Annotated in this window: 22 protein-coding genes; 13 read left to right on the top strand and 9 right to left on the bottom strand. The window is 72.6% G+C overall.

Annotated elements, in window-relative coordinates:
- The first annotated feature begins 106 nt into the window (after nucleotides 1–106).
- Nucleotides 107–1,303 (top strand): pentapeptide repeat-containing protein, encoded by a 1,197-nt coding sequence (locus ACWD3H_RS23520; protein WP_451956469.1) that lies wholly within the window; start codon nucleotides 107–109, stop codon nucleotides 1,301–1,303.
- 326 nt (nucleotides 1,304–1,629) lie between these two features.
- The gene (locus ACWD3H_RS23515; RefSeq protein WP_350911705.1) at nucleotides 1,630–1,995 is read left to right on the top strand and encodes an RNHCP domain-containing protein; all 366 of its coding nucleotides are present in this window, start codon (nucleotides 1,630–1,632) and stop codon (nucleotides 1,993–1,995) included.
- A 210-nt stretch (nucleotides 1,996–2,205) separates the two neighbouring features.
- Here ACWD3H_RS23515 and ACWD3H_RS23510 read toward each other — a convergent pair whose 3' ends face one another.
- Complete coding sequence (locus ACWD3H_RS23510) at nucleotides 2,206–2,532, bottom strand: hypothetical protein (protein ID WP_451956468.1); 327 nt, start codon at nucleotides 2,530–2,532, stop codon at nucleotides 2,206–2,208.
- A gap of 198 nt (nucleotides 2,533–2,730) precedes the next feature.
- Nucleotides 2,731–4,125, bottom strand: coding sequence for an NAD(P)H-quinone dehydrogenase (locus ACWD3H_RS23505; protein ID WP_355555466.1), 1,395 nt, complete (start codon nucleotides 4,123–4,125; stop codon nucleotides 2,731–2,733).
- Between the two features lie 153 nt (nucleotides 4,126–4,278).
- On the opposite strand from ACWD3H_RS23505, the gene ACWD3H_RS23500 reads away from it, so the two are divergent.
- The gene (locus ACWD3H_RS23500) at nucleotides 4,279–4,731 is read left to right on the top strand and encodes a gamma-glutamylcyclotransferase (protein WP_355555464.1); all 453 of its coding nucleotides are present in this window, start codon (nucleotides 4,279–4,281) and stop codon (nucleotides 4,729–4,731) included.
- Between the two features lie 112 nt (nucleotides 4,732–4,843).
- On the opposite strand, the gene ACWD3H_RS23495 is transcribed toward ACWD3H_RS23500, so the two are convergent.
- Both ACWD3H_RS23495 and ccmA read right to left on the bottom strand, forming a co-directional pair.
- Complete coding sequence (locus ACWD3H_RS23495; RefSeq protein ID WP_451956467.1) at nucleotides 4,844–6,403, bottom strand: DUF6297 family protein; 1,560 nt, start codon at nucleotides 6,401–6,403, stop codon at nucleotides 4,844–4,846.
- A complete protein-coding gene (gene ccmA, locus ACWD3H_RS23490; protein ID WP_451956466.1) occupies nucleotides 6,400–7,029 on the bottom strand; it encodes a heme ABC exporter ATP-binding protein CcmA in 630 nt (209 codons plus the stop codon). The genes ACWD3H_RS23495 and ccmA overlap by 4 nt, the downstream gene beginning before the upstream one ends.
- A 97-nt stretch (nucleotides 7,030–7,126) precedes the next feature.
- On the opposite strand from ccmA, the gene ACWD3H_RS23485 reads away from it, so the two are divergent.
- From ACWD3H_RS23485 to ACWD3H_RS23475, 3 genes are all read left to right on the top strand, one after another.
- Nucleotides 7,127–7,462, top strand: coding sequence for a hypothetical protein (locus tag ACWD3H_RS23485; protein WP_451956465.1), 336 nt, complete (start codon nucleotides 7,127–7,129; stop codon nucleotides 7,460–7,462).
- A gap of 91 nt (nucleotides 7,463–7,553) precedes the next feature.
- Nucleotides 7,554–8,357 carry a purine-nucleoside phosphorylase gene (locus ACWD3H_RS23480; protein WP_451956464.1) on the top strand — a complete coding sequence of 268 codons (804 nt, stop codon included), beginning with the start codon at nucleotides 7,554–7,556 and terminating at the stop codon, nucleotides 8,355–8,357.
- 230 nt (nucleotides 8,358–8,587) lie between these two features.
- Nucleotides 8,588–10,231: a phospho-sugar mutase gene (locus ACWD3H_RS23475; protein ID WP_451956463.1), complete on the top strand. Its 1,644-nt coding sequence runs from the start codon at nucleotides 8,588–8,590 to the stop codon at nucleotides 10,229–10,231.
- 96 nt (nucleotides 10,232–10,327) lie between these two features.
- Here ACWD3H_RS23475 and ACWD3H_RS23470 read toward each other — a convergent pair whose 3' ends face one another.
- The 4 genes from ACWD3H_RS23470 to ACWD3H_RS23455 form a co-directional block, all read right to left on the bottom strand.
- Nucleotides 10,328–11,011 (bottom strand): hypothetical protein, encoded by a 684-nt coding sequence (locus ACWD3H_RS23470; RefSeq protein ID WP_451956462.1) that lies wholly within the window; start codon nucleotides 11,009–11,011, stop codon nucleotides 10,328–10,330.
- 33 nt (nucleotides 11,012–11,044) lie between these two features.
- Nucleotides 11,045–12,124, bottom strand: coding sequence for an adenosine deaminase (locus ACWD3H_RS23465; protein WP_355555451.1), 1,080 nt, complete (start codon nucleotides 12,122–12,124; stop codon nucleotides 11,045–11,047).
- 136 nt (nucleotides 12,125–12,260) lie between these two features.
- Nucleotides 12,261–12,614, bottom strand: a complete 354-nt coding sequence (locus ACWD3H_RS23460) for a cupin domain-containing protein (protein ID WP_355555449.1) — start codon at nucleotides 12,612–12,614, stop codon at nucleotides 12,261–12,263.
- A gap of 35 nt (nucleotides 12,615–12,649) precedes the next feature.
- Nucleotides 12,650–13,249: an AMIN-like domain-containing (lipo)protein gene (locus ACWD3H_RS23455; protein WP_451956461.1), complete on the bottom strand. Its 600-nt coding sequence runs from the start codon at nucleotides 13,247–13,249 to the stop codon at nucleotides 12,650–12,652.
- Between the two features lie 326 nt (nucleotides 13,250–13,575).
- On the opposite strand from ACWD3H_RS23455, the gene ACWD3H_RS23450 reads away from it, so the two are divergent.
- On the top strand, nucleotides 13,576–13,764 hold the full coding sequence (locus ACWD3H_RS23450) for a T3SS effector HopA1 family protein (RefSeq protein WP_451956551.1): 189 nt from the start codon (nucleotides 13,576–13,578) through the stop codon (nucleotides 13,762–13,764).
- A 274-nt stretch (nucleotides 13,765–14,038) separates the two neighbouring features.
- Here the strand turns inward: ACWD3H_RS23450 and ACWD3H_RS23445 are convergent, their stop codons facing one another.
- A complete protein-coding gene (locus ACWD3H_RS23445) occupies nucleotides 14,039–14,167 on the bottom strand; it encodes an ALQxL family class IV lanthipeptide (RefSeq protein WP_355555443.1) in 129 nt (42 codons plus the stop codon).
- Between the two features lie 684 nt (nucleotides 14,168–14,851).
- On the opposite strand from ACWD3H_RS23445, the gene lanL reads away from it, so the two are divergent.
- The 6 genes from lanL to ACWD3H_RS23415 all read left to right on the top strand — a co-directional run bounded on the left by lanL (nucleotide 14,852) and on the right by ACWD3H_RS23415 (nucleotide 24,366).
- Nucleotides 14,852–17,641 carry a class IV lanthionine synthetase LanL gene (gene lanL, locus ACWD3H_RS23440; RefSeq protein ID WP_451956460.1) on the top strand — a complete coding sequence of 930 codons (2,790 nt, stop codon included), beginning with the start codon at nucleotides 14,852–14,854 and terminating at the stop codon, nucleotides 17,639–17,641.
- Complete coding sequence (locus ACWD3H_RS23435; protein WP_451956459.1) at nucleotides 17,641–19,461, top strand: alpha/beta hydrolase family protein; 1,821 nt, start codon at nucleotides 17,641–17,643, stop codon at nucleotides 19,459–19,461. The genes lanL and ACWD3H_RS23435 overlap by 1 nt, the downstream gene beginning before the upstream one ends.
- 117 nt (nucleotides 19,462–19,578) lie before the next feature.
- Nucleotides 19,579–19,695 (top strand): ALQxL family class IV lanthipeptide, encoded by a 117-nt coding sequence (locus ACWD3H_RS23430; protein ID WP_451956458.1) that lies wholly within the window; start codon nucleotides 19,579–19,581, stop codon nucleotides 19,693–19,695.
- Between the two features lie 35 nt (nucleotides 19,696–19,730).
- On the top strand, nucleotides 19,731–21,479 hold the full coding sequence (locus ACWD3H_RS23425; RefSeq protein ID WP_451956457.1) for an ABC transporter ATP-binding protein: 1,749 nt from the start codon (nucleotides 19,731–19,733) through the stop codon (nucleotides 21,477–21,479).
- Entirely contained in the window at nucleotides 21,461–23,323 is a 1,863-nt protein-coding gene (locus ACWD3H_RS23420) for an ATP-binding cassette domain-containing protein (protein WP_451956456.1), read from the top strand. Before ACWD3H_RS23425 ends, ACWD3H_RS23420 begins: the two co-directional genes overlap by 19 nt.
- Nucleotides 23,320–24,366, top strand: a complete 1,047-nt coding sequence (locus ACWD3H_RS23415) for a radical SAM protein (RefSeq protein ID WP_451956455.1) — start codon at nucleotides 23,320–23,322, stop codon at nucleotides 24,364–24,366. The genes ACWD3H_RS23420 and ACWD3H_RS23415 overlap by 4 nt, the downstream gene beginning before the upstream one ends.
- Nucleotides 24,367–24,513 lie beyond the last annotated feature (147 nt).

The raw sequence follows: 24,513 nt of genomic DNA, 5'->3' as shown, positions 1-24,513 counted from the left end.
TGGAGGGACTGTCCGTGAGCACCTGGTAGTAAAGGTGCAAGTGGTCGTTTAGCGTGATGCAATGATCTGCTGACACGATCGGGGCCGCTTTGAAGGAGGCTCCCCCGTGCGTCGTTCCATCCCCCTGGCTCTCGTTGTCGCGATCTTCGCGCTGTCGGGGACGATCGTCTCCCCCGCCCAGGCCGCGGCCGGGCCGTGCAAGCCCGGCCAGGGCGCCAACCTGCGTGGCAGGGACTTCACCAGGGGCGCCCGGCTCCCCGCCGACCTGCGCTGCGCCGACCTGACCGGGGCCAAGCTGAACAACGTGGAGCTCATCCAGAAGGACCTCACCGGAGCGATCCTGCGCGGCGCCTCGCTCAGGCAGGCCAACCTCACCCAGGCCACGCTGAAGTACGCCGACCTGCGGGGCGCCAACCTCACCGAGGCCGACCTGGGTCAGATGCACGCCGACTACGCCGACCTGCGCAAGGCGATCCTGGTCGACGCCGAGGCCGGGCAGGCGGAGTTCCCGCACGCGAACCTGACCGGGGCGAAGCTGACCAGGGCCGAGCTGACCCAGGTCAACTTCACCAGCGCCAAGCTGATCGACGCCGACCTCGACGAGAGCACCCCCGGCCAGCTCAAGGCCCGCAAGGCCGACTTCACCAGGGCCAAGCTCCGCGAGGCCAAGCTGAGCCAGTCGAACCTGCGCAACGCGACGTTCAAGTACGCCGACGTCAGCGAGGCCGAGTTCACCCAGGCCGAACTCAAGGGCGCCGACTTCACCGGCGCGCTGGTCCAGGGGGCGTCCTTCATCCAGGCCGACGACGTCGACCTCGCCGGCGCCAAGGGCACCCCCACGGGCCTGACCATCCCGCTGCCGACCTCGCTGCCCACCTCCCAGACCGAGGACGCGGAGAAGGCGGACACCCCGCAGGCGGAACCCGCGCGAAGCGCCGGTCCGTCTGTGGGGCTCGTCATGGTCGTGCTCAGCGCGGTGGGCCTGGCACTGACCGTGGTGGCCTGGGGCGTCAGCGCCCAGCAACGGACCCGGCGCGCCGCGCGGTTCACCGTGGTGCGGCGCGGCGCCGAGAACGACATCACCCGGCTGGGCGAGGAGATCGACCAGCTCGACTACGAGTTCCAGATCAGCGGGCGTGGCGGCATGACCGCCGACCACGACTGGCGGCACGCCCTCGACGCCTACGAGGCCGCCAAGCAGGCCCTGTCGATCGCCCGCCGCGAGGAGGAACTGCACTTCGTGGCCCGCGCCGTCCAGGACGGCAGAGCGGCCCTGAACCGCCTCCGCTCCCGCGTCCGCTGACGCCGTCCGGCAGGACGGCGTCAGCCGGGAGTGTGCGGGTTCGGGTAGCAGATCATCGCCTCGTGCGCATGGCGGTCACCTCGGGCGCGGGGTCACTCCCGGCGAACGCGGCTTCGGGGCAGAACACGGCTTCGGGGCGATTCGCAGCAAGAGGAAAACCTGTTGATATCTCTCCCGTCCTCCGCTTCACTCGCATCGTCGCGACAAGTTTTCGAAAGGGGGGATTTTGATGCCTGCGGGCACCGAAGCCGCCGTCGCACGCCCACGATATGGCGTGACGAAGGCACCGGTGACCTGTGCCCATCATCATCCCTGAGGAAGTCTCCTTGTCCCGCAACCCGTCCCGCGACCGCGCTCGTATCCGTTCCTTCCGCTGCGTCCACTGCGGCCTCGACGTCCCCGCCGACGCACCGGGCACGGCGCACCGCAACCACTGCCCGACCTGCCTGTGGAGCAGGCACCTGGACAACACTCCGGGCGACAGGGCGGCGGACTGCGGATCGTCGATGGCCCCGATAGCCGTCCACGTCCGCCACCACGGCGAGTGGGCCCTCGTCCACCACTGCACGGGCTGCGGAACACTCGACACCAACCGCATCGCGGGTGACGACAACCCGCTCGCCCTCATGCGGATCGCGGTGGCGCCCCTGGCCCGGCCGCCGTTCCCGCTCGACTGGTTCGCCCGGCTCTGAACTCGGCCGGCGCGGCATCGCGGCCGGGAACGTGCCGGTGGAGCGACATCGCCGCGATGCCGAACCGGTCGCGCACGGCCGGCACGCAGAGGCGACAGGTGGCCTCTCCCCTCGTCCGCGAGGTGAGGCCACCTTCCCCCTCCGCCTCGAACGAGGGGTGGCCGGGGGCGTTGGGGAACGCGGCCGGAGCCGAGCACCGGCTCGGAGTCACTACATGGATGACGCCCGGCGGTCACCCCTGTGCTGAGCGGGCACCTCGGCCGGTGAGGTCAGGGCCTCCTCCTGGCCGAAGGTGATCACCATGTACCTGCCGTTGGCATAGCTGACCACAGGCCGCCCGAGCATCTCGCCCACCCGGCGGGCGACCGCCTGGAACAGCTCCACCATCTCCGGCGTGTCGGCGCTCACCCTGAACCGTCCGTTGGCGACGAGCTGCTGGGCGACGAGGGGGGCGAAGTTCGCCTCGCTCCGGGCCCTCTCCTCCGCGCTGAGAGGGGTGCGCAGAGGCGCGGGCGACGTGCCGAGAGGGTGGGTCATCGCTGATCTCCTCGTGATCGCAGGCTTCCCAGCATGCCATCCGCGCCTCCCACGTGGGAATCGCCGACCACGACACGGCCCATGATCCCGGCAAGGGTTTCCGGTCACGGCACGAGATCGGGTGGGCGGATACACCGTCCCGCCCGTGACGGCCGGCTCCGAGGACGGGGGAGGCCAGATGAGCCGGGTGGCGGCCGGTCAGATGCCGCTGGGGGTCATGGGCTGCATGAGGCGGCGGGCGGCCTCGGTGACGGAGCCGGACAGGGAGGGGTAGACCGCGAAGGTGTGGGCGACCTGGTCGACGGTCAGGCGCTGCTGCACGGCCACCGAGACCGCCAGGATCAGCTCCGAGGCGCGGGGGGCGACCACCACGCCGCCGAGGACGATGCCGGTGTGCGGGCGGCAGAACAGCTTCACGAAGCCGTCGTTGAAACCCTGCATCTTGGCGCGGGCGTTGGTGGCCAGCGGCAGCTTGACGATGTTGGCCTCGATCTCGCCGGCCTCGATCGCCCGCTCGGCGACGCCCACCGCGGCGATCTCGGGGTCGGTGAAGATGGCGGAGGCCACGGTGGCCAGGCGGAGCGGCTGCACGGCCTCGCCGAGGGCGTGCCAGACGGCGATCCGGCCCTGCATGGCGGCGACCGAGGCGAGCATCAGGACCCCGGTGCAGTCTCCGGCCGCGTAGACGCCGGGGGCGGAGGTGCGGGAGACCTTGTCGACCTGGATGAAACCGCCCCGGTCGAGGGTCACCCCGGCCTCCTCGAGACCGATCCCGGCGGTGTTGGGGACCATGCCGACGGTCATGAGGCAGTGGCTGCCCTCGGCGGTCCTGCCGTCCTCCAGCGTGACGACCACGCCGTCCGCGGTGCGCTTGACGGACTCCGCGCGGGAGCGGCCCATGACGTTCATGCCGCGGCGGCGGTAGACCTCTTCGAGGACCTCGGCGGCGTCGGCGTCCTCGTTGGGCATCATCCGGTCGCGGGAGGAGACGAGCGTGACCTCCGAGCCCAGCGAGCGGTAGGCGCCCGCGAACTCGGCGCCGGTGACGCCGGAGCCGACCACGATGAGGTGCTCGGGCAGCTCCTCCAGGTCGTACAGCTGCCGCCAGGTGAGGATGCGCTCGCCGTCGGGCTCGGCGCCGGTCAGGATGCGCGGGGTGGCGCCGGTCGCCACGATGACGACGTCGGCGCGGATCGTCCGGTCTCCGGCCCTGACCACCTGCGGGTCGACCAGCCGTCCCGGCGCCTTGATCACCTCGACGCCCTCGGCGGCCAGTCGCGCGGCGATGTCGGCGGACTGCGCCTTGGCGAGCTCCTTGACGCGCCTGTTGACCAACGGCATGTCGGCGATGACGCCGCCGACGTCGCCGTCGGGGCCGCCGGTGAAGTGCACCCCGAGCATGCTGGCGTCGAGAAGCGCCTGCTTGCGTACGGAGGTGGCGATCAGCGTCTTGGAGGGCACGCAGTCGGTGAGCACGCAGGCTCCGCCGGGGCCGTCCTGTTCGACGACGGTGACCTGGGCCCCCAATTGGGCGGCGACCAGCGCGGCCTCGTATCCACCGGGTCCGCCACCAATGATCACTATCCTCGTCACGTACCCCATTCTCCCGCATGGCGCGACCGGCCATCGCTCGGCATCCCTCTCAAAGCACGAAAGTCCCCCAAAACCGTCGTAATTCCACGAGACATCGGCGTGGCTTCGAGGCTGGGTGAGCGTCTCGCGGATCTTCGATTAGTGTTGGCCAACGTGCCTGTCTACGCCGCCTACGGCAGCAACATGGACCCGAAGCAGATGGCCCAGCGGGCCCCGCACTCCCCGATCAGGGGGACGGGCTGGCTCCAGGGCTGGCGTCTGACCTTCGGCGGGAACGATCTCGGCTGGGAGGGCGCCCTCGCCTCCATCGTCGAGGACGCCGCAGAGCAGGTCTTCGTGGTCCTCTATGACGTGCCCGAGTGGGACGAGAGCTCCCTCGACCAGTGGGAGGGCGCGGCGCGCGGCCTCTATCACAAGGTCAAACTCCGGGTGCAGACCATGGAGGGCGAGGTCGTGGCCTGGTTCTACGTGCTCGACGGCTACGAGGGCGGGCTGCCCTCGGCCCGCTACCTCGGCATCCTGGCCGAGGCGGCCGAGCGGGCCGGCGCCCCCGACGACTACGTCAAGGAGATGCGCGGCCGCCCCTGCACCTCCCTGGGGACCTAGGCCCGGCGGTTCCGCCCGGCATCGGACCTGTGACGATGCCGCATGCCCGGAAGCGTCGCGGGACCCGGGAGAGGCGGCGCCGGACGGCTGTCCGCGACGATCGCCCGCTGTCTCACCCGAGGCGGGCCGGGTCGGCGACGGCTCTCCTCGCGCGAAGCAGGAGCGCGGTCAGCACGGCCGCCCCGGACAGCGCCTGCGCGACCACCAGGGCGCCGAGGGCGGACGGCCCGGTGATCAGGGCCAGTAGCGCGGGGGCGCAGCCGAGCGCGGCGATGTCCACGCCGGTCATCGCCCAGACGAGCGGGCCCATGGGTACGGAGCCCATCGGAGTGTCGATGACCGGCATCGAGTGATCGACGAAACCCCGCCGTACCATCCGCAGGGCTCCGGCGGCCAGGGCGGGCGCGGACAGCGGGCCGAACAGCCACCACGGGCCGGCGGGCAGGGCACCCATCGCGGTCAGTCCGGCCAGGGCGAGGGTGAGCCAGACGGCGCTCAGCAGCAGCGGCAGCAGCGCCCGTGCGGTGAGCGCCGCACGGGCGCCCACGCCGAAGAGCCGCGCCAGACTCGGGTCCTCCCCGTCTCGGCGCGCACCCGTGGTGCACGCCACCGCGGCGGTCAGCGCTCCGCCGGCCACCAGGATCATCGCGACCGGGGAGAGACCGCCTGCGGCCTGGGCGGCCAGCGCGGGCAGCGCGGTCGCCGCGAGCAGGGCGGCCAGCCGGCCTGGGCGGCGCCCCAGCCTGCGCCAGTCCTGCCAGGCCAGGGCCAGCGGGGCGGACAGGGGCCGCGGGAGCCGGGGCATCGGCCACGACAGGGACCCCGACAGCGGCGCCGGCCACGGGCGGGAGCGCAGGGTGCGCCTGCGCCAGTGACCGTCCTCGGCGATCCAGGTCAGGGCTCCGAGTTCCAGGACCACCGTCGCGGCGGCCACCCGGCCGGCGCGGGTGGACGCGGCCAGGACGGTACGCGCGTGGACGCGCCCGAGTGCCGCCCAGGCCCGCCGTACCAGAAGGGCGGTCACGGTGCCGCAGAGCGCCGCCGAGGCCGCGCCCAGCGAGACCGGCGCGTCGGCGACGGCGACCAGCAGGTGCCGCCCCGGACCGCTGCCCAGCACCGTCGCGAGCGCGGCCACGATCGCGAGGACGACGAGCGCCCCCTGCAGCCACGAGTCCCAGTGCTGGGACGACTGCGCCAGCACGGCCGCCGCCATCCCGCCGACCGCCGCCGAGACTCCCAGTAGCACCGCGGTGACCAGCCGCGGCGTGAACTGATCCGGCGCACCGAGTACGGCGAGCAGGGCCAGGCCCAATCCCGCGCCGACCAGCGAGGAGATCGCCAGCAGGATCACCGCGCTCCGTCCCAGCACGGCGCGGCGCGGGAGCGGGGAGAGCAGCAGCCAGGCGGCGTCGGCGGCCGTCAGCGCGACAGGGCCGAGCGTGCGGGCGAGCGAGAGGAAGCCCGCGTAGGCCAGTGCGATCAACGCCACCCCGGCCCCGAGCCTCGACGGGTCCGCCTGCCCGGCCATGGTCGCGAGTGCGGAGGCGATGGGCTGGGCCAGTACCGTCACCGCCATCGCGAGCCCGAACAGGGCGACGTACCGGTCCGACCAGCTCATCGGTACCCGGCCACGCGACCGGATGAGGGCCCGTACGGCCTGGACCTCGTTCACGCGGCGGCCTCCAGCGTGATCTGGCGTGCGCGGGTGACCCGGGCGAAGTCGAGGTCGTGGGTCGCCATCACCACGGCGCCACCGGCCGCCGCGTATTCGGTCAGCATGGTCGCCAGCCGCTTCCTGAACGTCGCGTCGAGTCCGCGCTCCGGCTCGTCCAGCAGGAGCAGCCGGCTCGGCCGGAGCAGGGCCATCGCCAGCGACAGCCGCTGTCGTTGGCCGGTCGAGAGCGTCAGCGGTGCCATGTCCCCTCGCCCCGCCAGGCCGAAGACTTCCAGGGCCGTCTCGATCTCCAGGCGGGACGAGCGGTGTACGGCGTGCATCAGTTCCAGATGTTCCCGCACGGTCAGCCCCGGGTACCACGCCGGTTCGTCGCCGACGAGGATGACATCGCGCCAGAAGTCCGAATCATCCGCCGGCGGCCGATCAAGGACGCTGACCTCGCCGGACCTCGGCGGCTGGAGACCCGCGAGGCAGCGCAGCAACGTCGACTTGCCCACGCCGTTCACCCCGACCACGGCGACGATGTCACCCCGGGCGACCGTGAGGTCGACATCCCGCAGGATCGGAGTACCGCTCAACTCCACTCGCACGTCACGGACCACGATGATCGATTCAGTCACCATTTGACCCTAATCCACGACCACCGCCTCCCCTGGCGGTACGGAGGTCTCCGGGGGCGAGGCACCGACCCGGCAGAACGGATCCGCGATCCGCTACACGATGACGGCGTTCACCAACACCGGCGAGTCGAACATGTACGTCTACGAGTCGCCGGACGCCACCGGGTTCCGGTTGCTCCGCGGGCCCGCGTACACCCCGCCCTCGGGACTGATCCGCGACCCGCGCATCATCCGGCACACCGACGGCCGCTACTACATCGTCCACACGACGAACTGGACCGGCAACACGATCGGCTTCGCCACCAGCACCGACCGGGTCAACTGGACGCCGCTGAACCAGAACAACCCGGTGGTCACCCCGGCCCAGGACACCGGGGGGCTGCGCGACCCGTTCATCCAGCGGAAGCAGGACGGGACCTTCCAGCACCTGAAGTGAGCATGGCCGTCCGCCGGACGGCCATGGACAGGCATGCAGGAAGCGGTACGGAGCGGACGGAACAGCACCGCCGACCGGTACGCTCGGTGAGGTGAGCAACGATCCCTATGCACTCGCCACGGACGCCGCGGACGCGCTGAGAAGCGCCGTCGGCCTGGACTCCTTCGACGTCGCGCTGGTGATGGGTTCGGGCTGGGTCCCGGCCGCCGACGCGATCGGCGAGACGGTCGCCGAGATCCCGGTCACCGACCTGCCCGGCTTCGCGCCGCCCGCCGTGGCGGGCCACGCGGGCCGGATCCGCGCCGTGCGGACCGAGTCCGGCAAGAACGTGCTGATCTTCCTCGGCCGCACCCACCTCTACGAGGGCCGCGGGGTGGAGCCGGTCGTGCACGGGGTGCGGACCGCGATCAGGGCCGGAGTGGGCACGGTCGTGCTGACCAACGCCGCCGGGGGCCTGCGCCCCGAGACCCAGGAGGTCGGCGAGGCGGTGCTGATCAGTGACCACATCAACCTGACCGGGGCCAGCCCGATCAGCGGCGCCACCTTCGTCGACCTCACCGACGTCTACACCCCGCGCCTGCGCGAGCTGGCCCGCGAGGCCGACCCCTCGCTGGCCGAGGGCGTCTACGTGGCCTTCCGCGGCCCGACGTACGAGACCCCGGCCGAGGTCCGGATGTGCCGCATCCTGGGCGGCGACATGGTGGGCATGTCCACGGTGCTCGAAGCCATCGCGGCCCGCGAGGGCGGCGCCGAGGTGCTCGGCATCTCCCTGGTCACGAACCCGGGCGCCGGTCTGGTGGGCGAGCCGCTCAACCACGAGGAGGTGCTGGAGGTCGGCCGCGCCACCGCCACGCGGATGGGCGGCCTGCTGGCCAGGGTCGTCGGCAAGCTGTAGGCCCCACGGCCGGGACCACACGACCAGGACTGCACGGTCTGGGACTGCACGGTCCGAGGCCGCACCGGCCGAGACCACACAGTCCGGGAGCACACCGGCCGGGACCACCCCCGGCCGCGGGAACCGGCCACACCCGAGGATCGGTTCCCTTCGGGGAAGCACCCGGCTTTCAAGAATCACCCTGCTTGCAAGGGTTCAACCGGCGACGGGCCCCGGCCCGAGAGGTGACAATGAGCAGCGATCTCGTGGGGCTCGCCCGTTCCTGGCTGGCCCAGGACCCCGACCCCGACACCCGCGCGGAGCTGGCCGAGCTGCTGGAACGCGGCGACGGCGACGCGCTGCGCGAGCGGTTCGGCGCGAAGCTGGAGTTCGGCACCGCCGGGCTCCGCGGCGAGCTGGGCGCCGGCCCCAACCGGATGAACCGGGTGACGGTCATGCGCGCCGCCGCCGGTCTGGCCCGCGTCCTCGGTCCCGGCAGGCACGTCGTGATCGGCTACGACGCCCGGCACAAGTCCGACGTCTTCGCCCGTGACACCGCGGCCGTGCTCATCGGGGCCGGGCTGCGCGCCTCGGTCCTCCCCGCGCCGCTGCCCACGCCCGTGCTGGCCTTCGCGGTCCGCCACCTCGGCGCCGACGCGGGCGTGACGGTCACCGCGAGCCACAACCCACCCCGCGACAACGGTTACAAGGTCTACTGGGGCGACGGCTCCCAGATCGTGCCGCCGATCGACGCGGAGATCTCCGCCGCCATCGACGCGGTCGGGCCGGTCTCCGAGCTGCCCCTCGGCTCCCCGGACGATCCCGCATGGACCACGCTGGACGACGGTGTGGTGACCGCCTACCTGGAGGCGGTGACCGCGCTCCCGATCGGCGCCGCCCGCGAGCTGCGGGTGGCGTACACCCCGCTGCACGGCGTCGGCGGCGACACCCTGGCCAGGGCCTTCGCCACCGCCGGGTTCGACGCGCCGGCCGTCGTCGAGGCCCAGGCCGCCCCCGACCCCGACTTTCCCACCGTCGCCTTCCCCAACCCGGAGGAGCCCGGCGCGATGGACCTCGCGCTGGAGCTGGCGGAGCGGGTCGGCGCCGACCTGGTGCTGGCCAACGACCCCGACGCGGACCGCTGCGCGGTGGGCGTGCCGCTGCCCGGCGGCGGCTACCGGATGCTGACCGGCGACGAGGTGGGCGCCCTGCTGGGCGAGCACGTGATCAGGCAGACCTCCGGCGAGGACCGCCTGGTGGCGACCACCATCGTGTCCTCGTCCCTGCTCGGCAAGATCGCCGCCGGGTACGGTGTGCGCTACGCCGAGACCCTGACCGGCTTCAAATGGATCATGAAGGCCGGTCCCGGTCTGCTCTTCGGGTACGAGGAGGCGCTGGGGTACAGCGTCGGCTCCGACCTCGGGCTGCCCGTGCACGACAAGGACGGCATCGGTGCGGCGCTGACCGTGGCCGGGATCGCCGCCGAGGCCAGGCTGGAGGGCCGCGGCCTGCTCGACCTCCTGGACGACCTGGCGCGCCGGCACGGCCTGCACGCCACCTCCCAGCTGTCGTTCCGGGTGGCCGACCTGTCGCTGATCACCGGCGCCATGGCCCGGCTGCGGGCCACGCCGCCCGCCCGGCTCGGCGGCCGCGAGGTGGAGACCGCCGAGGACCTCAGCGAGGGCGTGGGCGGGCTCCCGCCCACCGACGGCCTCCGCTACCACCTGTCCGGCGGCGCCCGGGTCGTCGTCCGGCCCTCGGGTACCGAGCCCAAGCTCAAGTGCTACCTGGAGGTCGTGGTCCCGGTGACCGGCGAGGTCGCCGAGGCCCGCGGGCGGGCGGTACGGGATCTCGACGCCCTGAAGGCCGACCTCACCAAGGCCCTCGGCCTCTGACCGCGCCTGTTCCACGGCCGGGGACGATCATGCTTCCCCGTGATCGTCCCCGGCCACACCACCTCCCCGAGCCCGGCGCCACCGCGATCGGGGCGATCAGACCAGGAAGGCCGCGACCACCAGCAGAGCGGCGACGGCCACGGCGACCAGGGCACTCGGTGCCCAGTTCATCCTGAGCGCACCTGTCTCGGAGGCGGTGCCGGTCCCGCTCGTGACCCCGGCCTCCGCCTCGGACACGGTCGCGTCGGTCTCCGGGGTCCCGGCGACCGAGGCCGCCCGCCTGGCGGCCTTGGCGCGTTCGGTGATCTGCTCGGCCACCCAGTCGGCGTGCGTCTTGCCCGCCATCGCCTCGGCGGCGGCCTGCTCGGCCTTCGAGCGGACCGGCTCGGTCCTGAAGCGGCCCCGCGCGAGCGCGGGCCTTCCCTTGCGCGCGGCCGCCGCCCGCTCACGGGCCGAGGTCTGCGGCGCCCAGCAGCGGACCCTCCGGCCGCCGGAGGTGATCGTGATCGAGTGCGAGACCGTGACCTCGTCCACTCCGCTCCAGGGCACGAAGGCGTTCCGCAGCGGGTTGCGGACCAGCACCCCCTCCTCGGACATGACGATCATCGGGCGCAGGCAGGTGACGAAGACCAGCGCGGTCAGCACCCCCAGCACCGCCGCGGCGACCATCGAGGGACGACCGTTGTAGCGGACGACCAGATCCACCACGTTGCCCGCGGCGAACACCATCCAGAGCCAACCGACGATCATCGCGAAGTTGGAGCGGAACACCTGCTTCATGGGAGAAAGCTCACTTCACTCGTACGTGCCCGGTCACGCCTGCCACTTGAGGCGCGCGAAACCGGGCTTGATGACGCCGTTGATGAGCGCCAGGCGCTCGTCGAACGGCAGGAACGCGGACTTCATGGCGTTGACCGTGAACCACAGCATGTCGTCCCAGTCGTAGCCGAACGCCTCCGACAGCTTGGCGAACTCCTCGGAGAGGCTCGTACCGCTCATCAACCGGTTGTCGGTGTTGACGGTCACCCGGAAGTTCAGGCGGCGCAGCAGGCCGATCGGGTGCTCGGCGATGGAGGCCGCCGCACCGGTCTGCAGGTTGGACGTCGGGCACATCTCCAGCGGGATGCGCTTGTCCCGGACGTAGGCCGCCAGGCGGCCCAGCTTGGGCTCCCCGTCGTCGGAGACGGAGATGTCGTCGATGATCCGGACGCCGTGACCGAGCCGGTCCGCGCCGCACCACTGGATCGCCTGCCAGATCGACGGCAGGCCGAAGGCCTCACCGGCGTGGATGGTGAAGTGGGCGTTCTCCCGCTGGAGGTATTCGAAGGCGTCGAGGTGACGGGTGGGAGGGTAGCCCGCCTCCGCGCCGGCGATGTCGAACCCGGCCACCCCGGCGTCGCGGTAGCGGACCGCCAGCTCGGCGATCTCCATCGACCTGGCCTGGTGGCGCATGGCGGTGAGCAGGGTGCCCACCCGGATGCCCCGCCCCTCGGAACCGGACCTGAAGCCCTCCTGGACCGCCTCGATGACCTCTTCGAGGCTCAGCCCCCTGGAGGTGTGCTGCTCGGGCGCGTAACGCACCTCGGCGTAGACGATGCCGTCGTCGGCCAGGTCCTCGGCACACTCGGCGGCGACCCTGACCAGCGCCTCGCGCGTCTGCATGACACCGACCGTGTGGTCGAAGGTCTCCAGGTAGCGCACCAGCGAGCCGGAGTCGGAGGCCTCCCTGAACCAGGCGCGCAGGCTGTCGGCGTCGGTCGTCGGCAACCTGTCGTAGCCCGACTCGCGGGCCAGCTCGATGATGCTCTCCGGCCGGAGCCCCCCGTCGAGGTGATCGTGGAGCAACACCTTCGGAGCCAGGCGGATCTGCTCAAAAGTGGGTGGCTGACTCATCTACATCCTTCCAGCGGGGAGACCTCGACTTTAGTCACGGGGACGGAGTGCGTGACGGCCCCACGTGTTCCGGGTGACGTGTTCACGACCAGGCCCGCCTCGGTGCCGCGGGCCTGGTCGATGCCCTACGGGGCGACTAGTCGTCGCGGTTGGCGGTCTCGGGGGAGAAGGCGGGCAGGCAGATGGCGACGTACTCGGCGCCGTCCGGCCCCGAACGGTAGCGGATCCGCTCCCCCGGCTCGCAGGTGAACACCTCCCCCGCGCCTACCTCGGTGGTGCCCCCGTCGTGCTCCACGATCACCGTGCCTTTGAGCACCAGGGTGTACTCGGCGAACTCCGGGGTCTGGGCGGGCTCCTCCCAGCCCGCCGGGGCGACCATCCGCGCGATCGAGATCCGGTCGTCGCCGCTGTTGACCCGGCCGACGTACTCGTCGATCGTCTTGCCGCCCGGAACGGGAATCCGCGTCGCGTTGTCGATTTTGCGTACCATCAGACCAGTCTGTCACTGGTCACGGGGTGCGCCGCTCAGTGCGCGACGTCGATGACCAGCCGGTTCGGGTTCTTCTGCTCCAGCACCCGGAACGGTGCCCTGCGGTCGAGGACGATACCCACGCTCACCACTCCCTCGAAGTCACCCGTCTTGACCACGCTCTGCACGTTGCCGAGCTGTGCCTGGAAGATCGGCCCGCCCGTCCAGGTCGGCTTGCCCGCCTCGGTGTGCGCGATGGCGGGGCTCATCGTCAGCTGGAGGTAGGCCCCGCCCTCGACGTCGACCCGATCGCCCGAGCCGTCCTGGACGAGCTCGGGCACCCATCGCACCGTGTAGCCGGGCACGTCTCCGTTCAGGTCGATCACCACCCGGTCGAACCCCTGGTGCCGGCCGAACCTGGCCCCGGTGACGGCCGGCGAGGCAACGGTGGTGCGCTCGACCTCGATCTCCTTGGTACTCGTCGGGGGACGTGGCCCGGCCGGCGTGGAGGTCGGAGTGACCGCGGGATCCGCGGGGGCCGCGGTCGCCGGAACCCCCGAGGACGGGGGCGCGGTCTGCGTGTCCGAGCCGCAACCGGCCAGCAGGAAAAGGGGAAGGAGCACGAGGGGAACGAGGGGAACGAGGGTGCGGTTCATGATGAGCCTCCTGCCCCGTTAGATGCCCAGGCCTCCGGAGAGGTTCACCCTCTGCCGTCCGGCTGCGCCCTGACAAGATCCTGACAGCTTGTCGAAGGAAGAGTCAAGCATCCGGATAATGGCCGGAACGGCGGCGATTCACGACGGTCGGCCACGAAGGCAGGGCGAGCGGTGCGACACCTTCGCCGGCATCACCGAGGGCGGCCGCGAGCGTCACGCGACGGCAGGTCAGGTACGCCAGGTGCTGGCCAGGCCGCGGCCCGGTGCGGACCGGGCGGCGGTGACGGGCGGTCCGTCGATCGCCCTTCGTCTCACGATGCGAGACGATTCTGCGGCTGTACCTGGGCGCCGGGACGGCCGACGCCGCCCCCGCCCTGTGGGGCGCGGTGCTCGAACGGCTGGAGAAGCTACGACTCCCCTACAAGGCCAAGGTGCTCTCCGCCCGCGATCTGTATTCGCGCCACGACAGCATCGTGGTCTACCTGGGACGCCTTGCCTGGCACGCGGTGCCGTAGATCGGCGCGGCGGCCACCGCGACCGGCGGGCTGCGCCAGGATCTGTCCACCTATGTCGCCGCGCTCGGCCGCGGCATCGGCTGGGCGTGGGAGCCGCAGGTGAACGTGGCGCAGGAACGATGGCTCCGGCAGGTGATGCCGACGGGCGAAGGGAGCTCTCCGCCTGGACGGGGAGCACGTCCAGATCCTGGACGTGCTCCCCGCGATCTTCTTTCGTGGCTGACGGTTTTACGGGAGAAACCCGCTTTGATCCGCGTGCGCGGATCGCCGCGTACTAGAACTGGCTCGTGTACGTGACGACGTCATAGACGAGGCTCCACGGGGAGCAGGTGCTGTAGCACGGCAAAAGGGGGCTCTCCGCCTGGGCGGGGAGCATGTCCAGAGCCTGGATGTCGAGTTCCATCGTGAATTTCCTTCCATTGGGGAAAGACCTCCGCCGGTGATGCGGGGGTCTCGATGTCCGCCGGCGAGGCCCGCGGAGTCCGTGGGCGCGCGGTCGGCGGTCAAGCGGTTCGCGATGGCCTCCGCGCGGGATTTGCGCCTTGAGCACCTTTCCGAGCCGGTCCATGCTCAGCTCGCCGCACCGTTCGCCCGCGCCGGTGATCCAGCGCTCGACGTCATGCGTCATGTGGATGCCGTGTGCGTTGTACCGCAGGCCAGTCCGCACAGCCGGCGGAGAACAGCGGGGCCATGAACCTCTGGCTGCTTTCCTTGAGCACCGCTTCGTACTCGTCCGACTTGGTGCTCAACGAGCTCTCATCTTGGGGCCGGGGAGTTGCCGACGTGTACTCCTGACGGCGCCGACGGTAACCGGGGGTTCTTACGGGCCACTTAGCCACTCTTAATGCGCACCCCGGCACGGGCCGACCTGCGGGCGTAGAGACCTTAAGACCGCCATTGCGCACCCCGGAACGGGCCGGCCTGCGGGCGTGGAGACCTTAAGACCGCCATTAGGTGCCGCTGACAGGCTGGCCCGCGTCCGGAGGATCACAAGCAGAACCGGTCACGGGCGAGATCCGGGCAGTCATTTCGCACCAATGGCTCGACATCGCCCCCTGCTGGAGAACACGAATGGAGATTCGGCGTCGTGAGTGAACGTGGTTCGGCGGGGGACGGCGTCTCCGGTGCAGACCGTCATGTCCTGGGGGACATTGCCCGTGCGACATTGCATCGCATAGCGGGTGACAAGGACTCGATATCCGGTACCGGATCCGACGGCATCCCAGGTTGGGATTTCCACGTCGACTCGCCCTGGACGTACGTGACCCCGGCCGACGCGACCACGCAGGCACAGGGCTGGAAGCTGCATGTGGCGGCGATGCCGTTGTCGGCTCCGGTGGTGCTGGCGCGCACGGTGCGGGTGCTGGGGCGCCGCCGTTGCCCCTTCAAGTACGCCACCGACTTCGACGAGCTGGGTCGGCTCGTGGCACGCAACCAGGACCGTGGGTCGGTGGGCAAGTTCATCACGGTCTACCCGCCCGACGACGCGAGCGCGGTGGAGATCGCGGAGGAACTGCACGAGGCCACCTACGGCCTGCCGGGCGCGCCGATCCTCTCCGACCGGATCTACCGGCCGGGCAGCCTGGTGTACTACCGCTTCGGGGTGTTCTCGGCGCCCAGCGTGCTCGACAACGACGGCTCCTACGCCTCGCGACTCACCGCGCCCGACGGCACTCAGGAGACCGACGAGCGCAGAGCGTGGTACTCCCCGCCGGCGTGGGTGACCTGCCCGTTCGACTCAGGCCGCACTCCGGCCAGGACCACCGCACCGGAGGCGGTCCTGCTGGCCGACCGGTTCGTGGTGCGCGAGGCCATCCGGCACGGCGCCAAGGGCGGGGTGTTCCTGGCGGAGGACCGCGCGGACGGCGGTCAGGCGGTGATCAAGCAGGCGCGTCCCCACCTGAGCGCCGGGCTCGACGGAACCGATGATCGGGACCGGATGCGCCATGAGGCGCGCATGCTGGAGATCTTCGGGCCGCTGGGCGTCACGGCGCGCAAGGTGCTCCTCTTCGAACAGAACGACAACCTGTTCCTGGCGCAGGAACACATCGCGGGCACCCCGCTGAACAACTGGGAGGCCGCTCAGCACGACCGGCCCGGCGTCGTGCTGGGCCTCCTGCGCCGCCTGGCCGCGCTGGTCGCCGTCGTGCACGAACAGGGCCATGTGCTGCGCGACCTGACGCCCAACAACGTCATGGTGACGGAGGACGGCGACTGCCGCCTGATCGACCTGGAGATGACCGTCGTGCCCGGCGCGCCGGTCGGGCGCGCGTTCACTCCCGGTTACGCACCGCCCGAGCAGGTGAACTCCGCCCTGTACGCTCCCGCGCTCGGCGTGGAGGCCGACCTGTACGCGCTCGGGGCGACGACGTTGTTCACGGCCACCTCCTGCCAGCCGCCCTACCTGCGGGACCGGCCCGCCGACGCGCGGTCCTGGGACGAGCGGGTGGCGACGGTGGTGCGGGTGGCGGCCGCGGGCGACCCGCTGGCCACCGCACTGTCCCCGCTGATCCTGGGCCTGATGCGCGAGGATCCCGCGCAGCGCTGGGACCTGCCGCGGGTGCGGGAGTTTCTGGACGACGTGGACGTCGCCGCCCTGGGATCCGCCACCCGGACCGCCGGTTTCCGGCTGGGCGCGGCCGAGCAGGACCGCCTGCTCCACGACGGGCTCGCCTACACGTTGCGCACCATGTCGCCCGACACCGCCGAGCAGCCGGTCGCCCGCCTGTGGCCCAGCTGGGGCTTCGGCCTGACCGCTGACCCGTGCGCCGTCCAGTACGGCTCCGCCGGGGTGATCGCTCTGTGGGCCGCCGTGCTGGACCCCGCTCGGGCGGGCGACGCGCTGCCGCCGGACACCCGGGCCAGCCTGACCGTCGCCCTGCGGGAAGCGGCGGACTGGACGGTGCGGCGGCTGGCGCGCGAACAGCGGCCCTCCCCAGGCCTGTACTTCGGCCGGGCGGGCATCGCCGTGGCCCTGCACGACGCCGGCCGCGCGCTCGACAAGGAGAGCCTGCGCACCGCCGGCGTGGAGCTGGGGCTGGACCTGCCGGTCACCTGGCCCAACCCGGACATCTGCCATGGCGCGGCCGGGACGGGGACGGCCCTGCTGCACCTGTGGCGCGCCACCGGCGACCCGCGGTTCCGGGACCTGGCGGACGCCTGCGCCGACGGCCTGCTCAAGGCGGCGCAACGGACCGCGGACGGTGTGCTGTGGCCCATCCCCAAGGACTTCGGTTCCGCGCTGGCGGGTACGGAGCACTACGGCTTCGCGCACGGCGTCGCCGGGGTCGGCGCGTACCTGCTGGCCGCCGGGGTCGCGCTCGACCGGGACGACTGCCTGGAGGCCGCCCTGCTCGCCGGGGAGACCCTGCTCGGCGCGGCCGAGTACCGCGGGGAGAGCGCCTGGTGGGCCGAGGGCCCGGGTGGCGGGACGAAGCTGCCGCACTGGTGCAACGGCTCCTCCGGCGTCGGCACCTACCTGGTGCGCCTGTACGCGGCGACCGGGGACCAGCGCTTCCGGGACGCCGCCCACGCGGCCGCGCTGGCCGTCCACGGCAGCCGGCTGACCTCGGGGACGGCCGCGTGTCACGGAATCGCCGGCGACGGGCAGTTCCTGCTGGACATGGCCGACCTGCTCGGCGAGCGCGCCTATCACGACCAGGCGGAGGAACTGGCGGCACCCTTGTGGGCGCGCGCCGTCCTGCGCGACGGGCTCATGGTGGTGCCCGACGAGCTCTCCGGTGAGGACATCTCCGTCGCCTGGAACACCGGGCTGGCCGGGGTGCTGGACTTCCTGCACCGGCTGCGGCACGGCGGTCCGCGCCGGTGGATGGCCGAGACGGGCGCCGAGGCATGGACGCGCGGCGGCAAGGCGTGATGACCTCCGACACGATGAGCCCGGCCGCCACGGTGACCGGCGGGCGGCAGCGGTCGTTCGTCCACCGGCTGAACTTCCGTTTCTCCCCCGGCGGGAGGTACGCCGCCTGCCTGGCCGCCGACGACCGCGACCCCGCGATGTACCCGGAACTGTGGGACCTCACCGGCCCCGAGCCCCGGCCCCGGGCGGTACGCACCCGAGACGGCGAGAGCGCGGCGAGCGTGCCGCTGCCCACGGACGACGGCGACCTGCTGCTGTGCCGGTCCGGAGCCTACGGCTCGCGGCTCACCTTCGCCGCGTCCCGTGCCGAGGGCGGGCGACCGGTCGAGGAGGTCGAGCTGATCGCCGTCCGAAGAGGCGGTCTGCGGCTCCTCCCCGGTACGGCGCGGACCCCCACTCTGGTGCTGGAGATGGACGGGGACGGGGGCACCACGGTGTGGCGCCTGCCCGGCGGGGCCATGCCGCCGGAACAGATCACCCGGGTACCGCACTCGATCGGCGGAGCGGTCTGGCTCGACGAGCGCGGGCACACCCTCGCGCTGGCCACCGGCGAGCCGGGGACGGGCACCGTGGTCCTGGATCTGACACGCGGCACCATCACGTCCCTCGGCCTGCCCGCCGGCGAGCACCTGCTGCTGGCCGCGCCACGCGACGGGGTGCTGCTGACCGCCGCGCCGCACGGTGGCGGCTACCGGCTCGGCGTGTGCCGCCTCGGCGACCCGGCGCCGACGGCCTTCCCCGATCGGCTGAACGCCGTCGAGGGCAGCGTGGCCCCGCTGGCGCTGGACCCCACCGGGCGGCTCCTGGCCCTGTCGGTCACCCACCGCGCCCGCTCCCACCTGCTGGTCCATGATCTGACGGCGGACGCCCCCGAGGAGATCGAGCTGCCGCCCGGCGCCCTGCATCCGACGGCCCACTGGTCCGACGCCGGCCTGCATCTGGTGCACAGCGCCGCCGACCGTCCGACGGGCGTCATCACGATTCCGGACCCGCCCCGGCCGCGCGTCCTGGCCGCGACCGGCGAACACTGGTCCGGGTGGGCCTCGCCGCGGGCGCGGGAGTATCCGGCGCCGGCGGGCAGTACGGAGGCCGTCGTGTACGGCGATCCGGCCGGCGCCCCGCGCCTGGTGGTGGCGCTGCACGGCGGCCCCGAGGCCGCGTGGCAGCTCGACTTCGACCCGCTGTTCCAGCGCCTCGCCGCCGAGGAGATCGCGGTGGTGGCGCCCAACCAGCGGGGCAGCACCGGCTACGGCGCGGCCCACCGCGACGCCATCCACGGCGCCTGGGGCGGTCCCGACCTGGCCGACATCCTGCACCTGGGCCGCCGGCTGGCGGCCGAGCGCGGCCCGGGTCGGCCGCGGCCCATGCTCTACGGCGCGAGCTATGGCGCGTACCTGGCGTTGCTGGCCGCGGCGGCGGAGCCGGATCTGTGGGAGCGGGCCGTGGTCGTCGCGCCGTTCCTGTCCGGCCGGCTGCTCTACGAGGACGGGCCGGTCTCGGTTCGCAACCTGATCGACCGGCTGGGCGGGCGCGAGGAGATCCACGATGACGACCTCGGGCCGCGCGATCTGCTCCGGCTGGCCGACCGCATCCGGTTGCCGCTGCTCATCGTGCACGGCGAGCATGACCCGATCATCCCGGTCGGCCACTCCCGCCGCCTGCACGAGCGGCTGCGGCGAACCCGCCACCCAGACGCCGCGCCGGTGACCTATCTGGAGGTTCCCGGCGCGGGCCACGACCCGCTGTCCGACATCGGCGGGCATGCCACCGGGGAGCGTGTGCTCGGCTTCCTGCGCAACGGGCAGGACCGCGCCGGCTGAGGCGCGGGCCGCCGGACCGGTTCCCCGGGACGTGCATTTCGGTCCGTGCCCTTCCGCGGGCCGGGCCGGTACCCAAGCCGCCTCGATCCGGCGGCGTAAACGAAGAAAGGAAAACCGATGGAACTCGACATCACCACTCTTGACCTGCTCCCGGCCGCCCAGGAGTCCAGGCTGTATCCCTGCGGGTGCACCTGCACCTTGTCGAGCTTCATAACAGGTGTCGTGGCCCCCTAATGCCGGACCAAGCCTCGGATTCCCACGCCGGGCAGGTGACGCGGCGGGATGGTGATCGCCTCCTCGCCGCCACGGCGCGCGGCCTCTGGGCGCCCCTGGCGGTGACCGCAGCGGCCGTCGCCTTGTCGACGGCCGCCGCCCTGGCCCTGCCCGCCGCGCTGGCCACCGCCGTGGACGGCGTGGTGTCCGGCGAGGGCGCGCGAGCAGCCGGGTTCCTCGCGCTCGTCCTGGCCGTTGCCACCTGCGCCGATCTCATCGGCGCCCTCGCCGGCGCGGCGACCACCGCGTCCGCGACGGCGTCCCTGCGCCTGCGCTTCACCTCCCACCTCCTCCGGCTCGACGCCGCCGGCGCCCGCCGTTTCCCGGCCGGGGAACTGGCCAACCGGCTGGTGAGCAACACGGCGAGCGCCGGGCGCGTCCCGCTCACCCTGCTGTACACGGCCGCCGAACTCATCAGCACGAGCGGCGGCATCGTCCTGCTGCTGGTGACCGACTGGCGCTCGGGTGTCGCCTTCCTGATCGGGATACCCGTCGCGCTGGTGATCGTACGGCTTTTCGTCACCCGGCTGTCCGGGGTGTACGAGCGATATCAGAGCGCGCACGGGCGCCTGGCCGCGCGCCTGACCGACACCCTGGCCGGCATCCGCACGGTGCGGGCGTCCGGTACCGCCGATCGCGAGATCACCCGGGTGCTGCGCCCGCTCACCGACCTGTCGGACGCCGGTCACGACATGTGGCGGGTCCAGGCGCGGGGCGTCTGGCAGATCACCCTGCTGCTGCCCATCATCGAGGTGCTCGTGCTCACCGTGGCCGGGCTCGGCATCGCCGACGGCCGGTTGCAGCCAGGGCAGTTGCTCGCCGTGGCCGGTTACGCGGCGATGGGCGTGGGCTTCATCGAACAGGTCGACGCGCTCCTGGGGGTCGCCGAGGCCCGCGCCGCGGCCCGCCGCATCCAGGAGGTCCTCGTGCTGCCGCCCCTCGTGCCCGGCACCCGCCCGCTGCCGGACGGTCCCGGCGCGCTGTCGTTCCGCGGCGTGACCGTGACCCGCGAGGGCTCCCACCTCCTCGACGCCATCAATCTGGACATCGCCCCGGGGGCGCTGACCGCCCTCGTCGGGCCGTCCGGGGCGGGCAAGACCACCCTGTCCCTGCTGGCCGGGCGGCTGCTGGACCCCGAGCGCGGGCAGGTGCTGCTGGACGGCTGCGACCTCGCCGATGTGGCTCCAGAGTCGTTGAGCGGCGCGGTCGCCTACGCCTTCGAACGCCCTGCCCTCCTGGGCGGCGACCTCGCCTCGGCCATCGCCTACGGCCGGCCCGCGCTCGACCGCGACAGCGTCCGCGAGGCCGCGCGGGCCGCACATGTCGACGACGTCATCCGCCGCCTGCCCGAGGGCTACGACACCCCCGCCGCCATCGCCCCGCTGTCCGGCGGGGAGTTCCAGCGGCTGGGCCTGGCCCGCGCCATGGTGCGGCGGGCCCGCCTGACCGTGCTGGACGACGCCACGTCCAGCCTGGACACCGCGACCGAGGCCCAGGTGACTCGCACGCTGGTCGAGAGCCTGCGCGGGACCACCCGCCTGGTCATCGCCCACCGCGCGGCCACCGCCGCCCGCGCCGACCACGTGGTGTGGCTGGACGGCGGCCGGATCCGGGGCCAGGGCACGCACCGGGCGCTGTGGCAGGACCCGGCGTACCGCGCCCTGTTCGCCGCCGGCCCGGACCCCGGCGGCGACGCAAGCGACGACAGCTCATGGAGTGAGGAACCGTGCCCGGCTCGGCTGTGACCCCCGCATCCGCCCCGCTCACGGCGGCGCCCGTCCTCCGTCTGGGAGAGGGCGGCCAACCCTCCGGTGGGTTCCGGCTGCTGCTCGCGTTGCTGCGCCCCCGCAGGCGGCCCCTGGCCTTCGCCCTGACCTGGGCCTTGGTGGAGGCTGTCCCGGGGCTGCTGTCCGGGCTGCTCATCGCCCGCGCCGTCGACGACGGCTTCCTCGCCGGACGCCCGGGTACCGGCCTGGCCTGGCTCGGCCTGTTCGCGGTCGCGATGCTGCTCAGGACCGCGGCCACGCGACTGATGTTCCCCCATCTGGCCGCGGTGGTGGAGCCGCTGCGCGACGACCTCGTGCGCGCCGTCGTCACGGCCACGGTGACCCGCGCCGCCCGCGGCGACCGGCCGGACACCGCCGCCGTCAGCCGTATCACCGGGCAGGTGGAGACGCTGCGGAACCTGGTGTCCGCACTGCTGCGCACCACGCACGGGCTGGGCATCTCGCTGATCGCCGCGCTGGCCGGGCTGCTGGTGCTCTCGCCCCTGGCCGCGGCCATCGTCGCCGGACCCGTGCTCGTGGCGGTGGCGGTGTGCGCCTGGCTGATGCGGGTGCTGCTGGTCCGGCAGCGCCGGCTGATCCTCGCCGACGAGACGCTCACCGCCGAGGCGACCCCGATCCTGGAGGGCACGCGTGACATCGCCGCCTGCGGGGCGCACGAGCAGGCGTACGCCACCGTGCGGGCCGCGGTGGACGCCCAGGCCGCGGCCACGCACGCGCTGGCCCGGGCCGGCATGTCCCGGCGGCTGATCGTCGCCATCGGCGCCCACGTGCCGCTGCTCGGCCTGGTCATCGCCGCTGAGCCGCTGACGCGACAGGGGCATCTGAGCGTGGGCGAGGTCGTCGGCGCGGTGACCTACCTGGTGACCGGCCTGCAGCCCGCCCTGCAGTCGATGACCGGCATCCTCTCGAGCTGGGGCGTGGCCCTCGCCGTCACCCTGCGCCGCATCGCCGAGACCATCGCGGTGCCCGCCGGCGATGTGCCCGCCGCCACCGGGCCTGCCGACGCCGCCTACGCGGTCGCCGTGCCCGCCGGTTGCGAACTGCGGGCCAAAGGGCTGGGCTTCGCCTACGCCCCCCAGGCCACGCCCGTGGTACACGACCTCGACCTGGTGATCCCCGAGGGAGACCACCTGACCGTGGTCGGCCCCAGCGGCATCGGCAAGTCCACCCTGTCCCTGCTGCTCACCGGGCTGCGGCGGCCGACCCACGGGGAGATCCTGCTCGGCGGGCTCCCGCTGGAGGCGATGGCGGAACCCGGCCTGCGCTCCATGGTGGCGCTCGTGCCCCAGGAGGCGTACGTCTTCGCCGGCACGGTCCGGGAGAACCTCGGCTACCTGTGCCCGGCCGGCACCGCGGACGCCCGGCTGGGCGAGGCGGCGGACCGGGTGGGCGCGCGGGCGCTCGTCGAACGGCTCGGCGGCCTCGATGCCGAGATCGACGAACCCGCCGCGCTGTCGGCCGGAGAGCGGCAACTGATCGCCCTGGCACGGACCTACGCCTCCCCGGCCCGCCTGGTCGTCCTGGACGAGGCGACCTGCCATCTCGACCCCGCCGCCGAGGCGAGGGCCGAGAGCGCGTTCGCCGCCCGGCCCGGCACTCTCATCGTCATCGCCCACCGCATCAGCTCCGCGATCCGAGCCCGGCGCATCCTGCTGTTGGACGGCACCGCCGCGCACACCGGAACCCACGCGGACCTGCTGACCCGTTCCCCCCTGTACGCCGACCTGGTCGGGCACTGGACGAACGACCGAACGCCCGGCGCCGGTCCCGGGCATCCGCTCTCGACGAGGAGGTCCTCATGAGCGCCCCCGTGAACAAGCCCACCGACATCATCTGGGACGTCACCTACGCCTGCCCCCTGCGCTGCATCCACTGCTACTCCGAGTCGGGCAGGCGCCCGGCCCGGCAGCTGAGCCACGGCGACATGCTGCGGCTCGCCGACGCGATCATCGCCATGCGCCCGGACTCGGTGGAGTTCGCGGGCGGCGAGCCCCTGGTGGTCAAGGGGATCTACGAGGTCGCCGAGCACATCGGCCGGGCGGGGATCACCGTCAACCTCTACACCGGCGGATGGACACTCACCCCCGAGACCGCCGAGGAGGCGGCCCGGGCCTTCCAGCAGATCACCGTCAGCATCGACGGGGCCGACGCGGAGGTGCACGACCGGGTACGGGGCAGGGCCGGCTCCTTCGACCGCGCGATGAACGCCCTGGCCATGCTGGACGACATCGCCGCCCGGCGCGCGGCAGAGGGCGGCACTCCGCTGATCTTCGGGGTCGACTGCTCGGTTGTGCGGAGCAATTTCCACCAGTTGGCGGATTTCTGCACCGACATCGCCCCCTGGTTCCCGCGGATGCGCTTTCTCAACCTGGCCGCCGCGGTGCCGTCCGGGCTGGCCAGCCGGCCCGGCTTCGCCGAGACCGAACTACTCGGCAACGCGGAGCTCGCCACCCTGACCAGCGAGGAGTACACCGAGCGGCTGCGGTCACTGGCACCGGCGTCGCTGGCGGTGACCACCTCCGACAACTTCATCCTGATGATGCACCCCGGCGTCGTCGCGAGCTACGGGTTCCCGCTGATGCAGATCGAGCCCGACGGCGAGGTGCGCGCCATGCCGATCTACGAGGGGTGCGTGGGAAACCTGCTGACCGAGGCCCCGGACGTGCTCTGGCGGCGCGCCGTCGAGCGGTGGAGCGATCCCTTCGTGGTCGAGACGCTGTCCCCGGTGCGCTCCATGACCGACTGGGCCGAGGCGACCCGACGTATCGACCGCCGGTTCGGATTCCCGGAGGTGCTCGCGCGTATCGACCGCCGCCCGCCGTGGTCGGCCGCGCAGCCCGCGTGAGCCCGTGGCCCGCCCGGCCCCGCTGTCCGGCGGGTGCGGCCCCAACAGCGGCCCCAACAGCGGCTGCGGCGGTTACTGCGGTGGTGCCGGGCGTCCGGGGGCCGGGGCGCTCTCGCCGAGGGCGGCGGCGAGCAGGTCCAGGAAGTG

The sequence above is a fragment of the Streptosporangium sp. NPDC002607 genome, from assembly GCF_053592655.1.
This window is presented reverse-complemented; position numbering and strand designations above follow the sequence as displayed.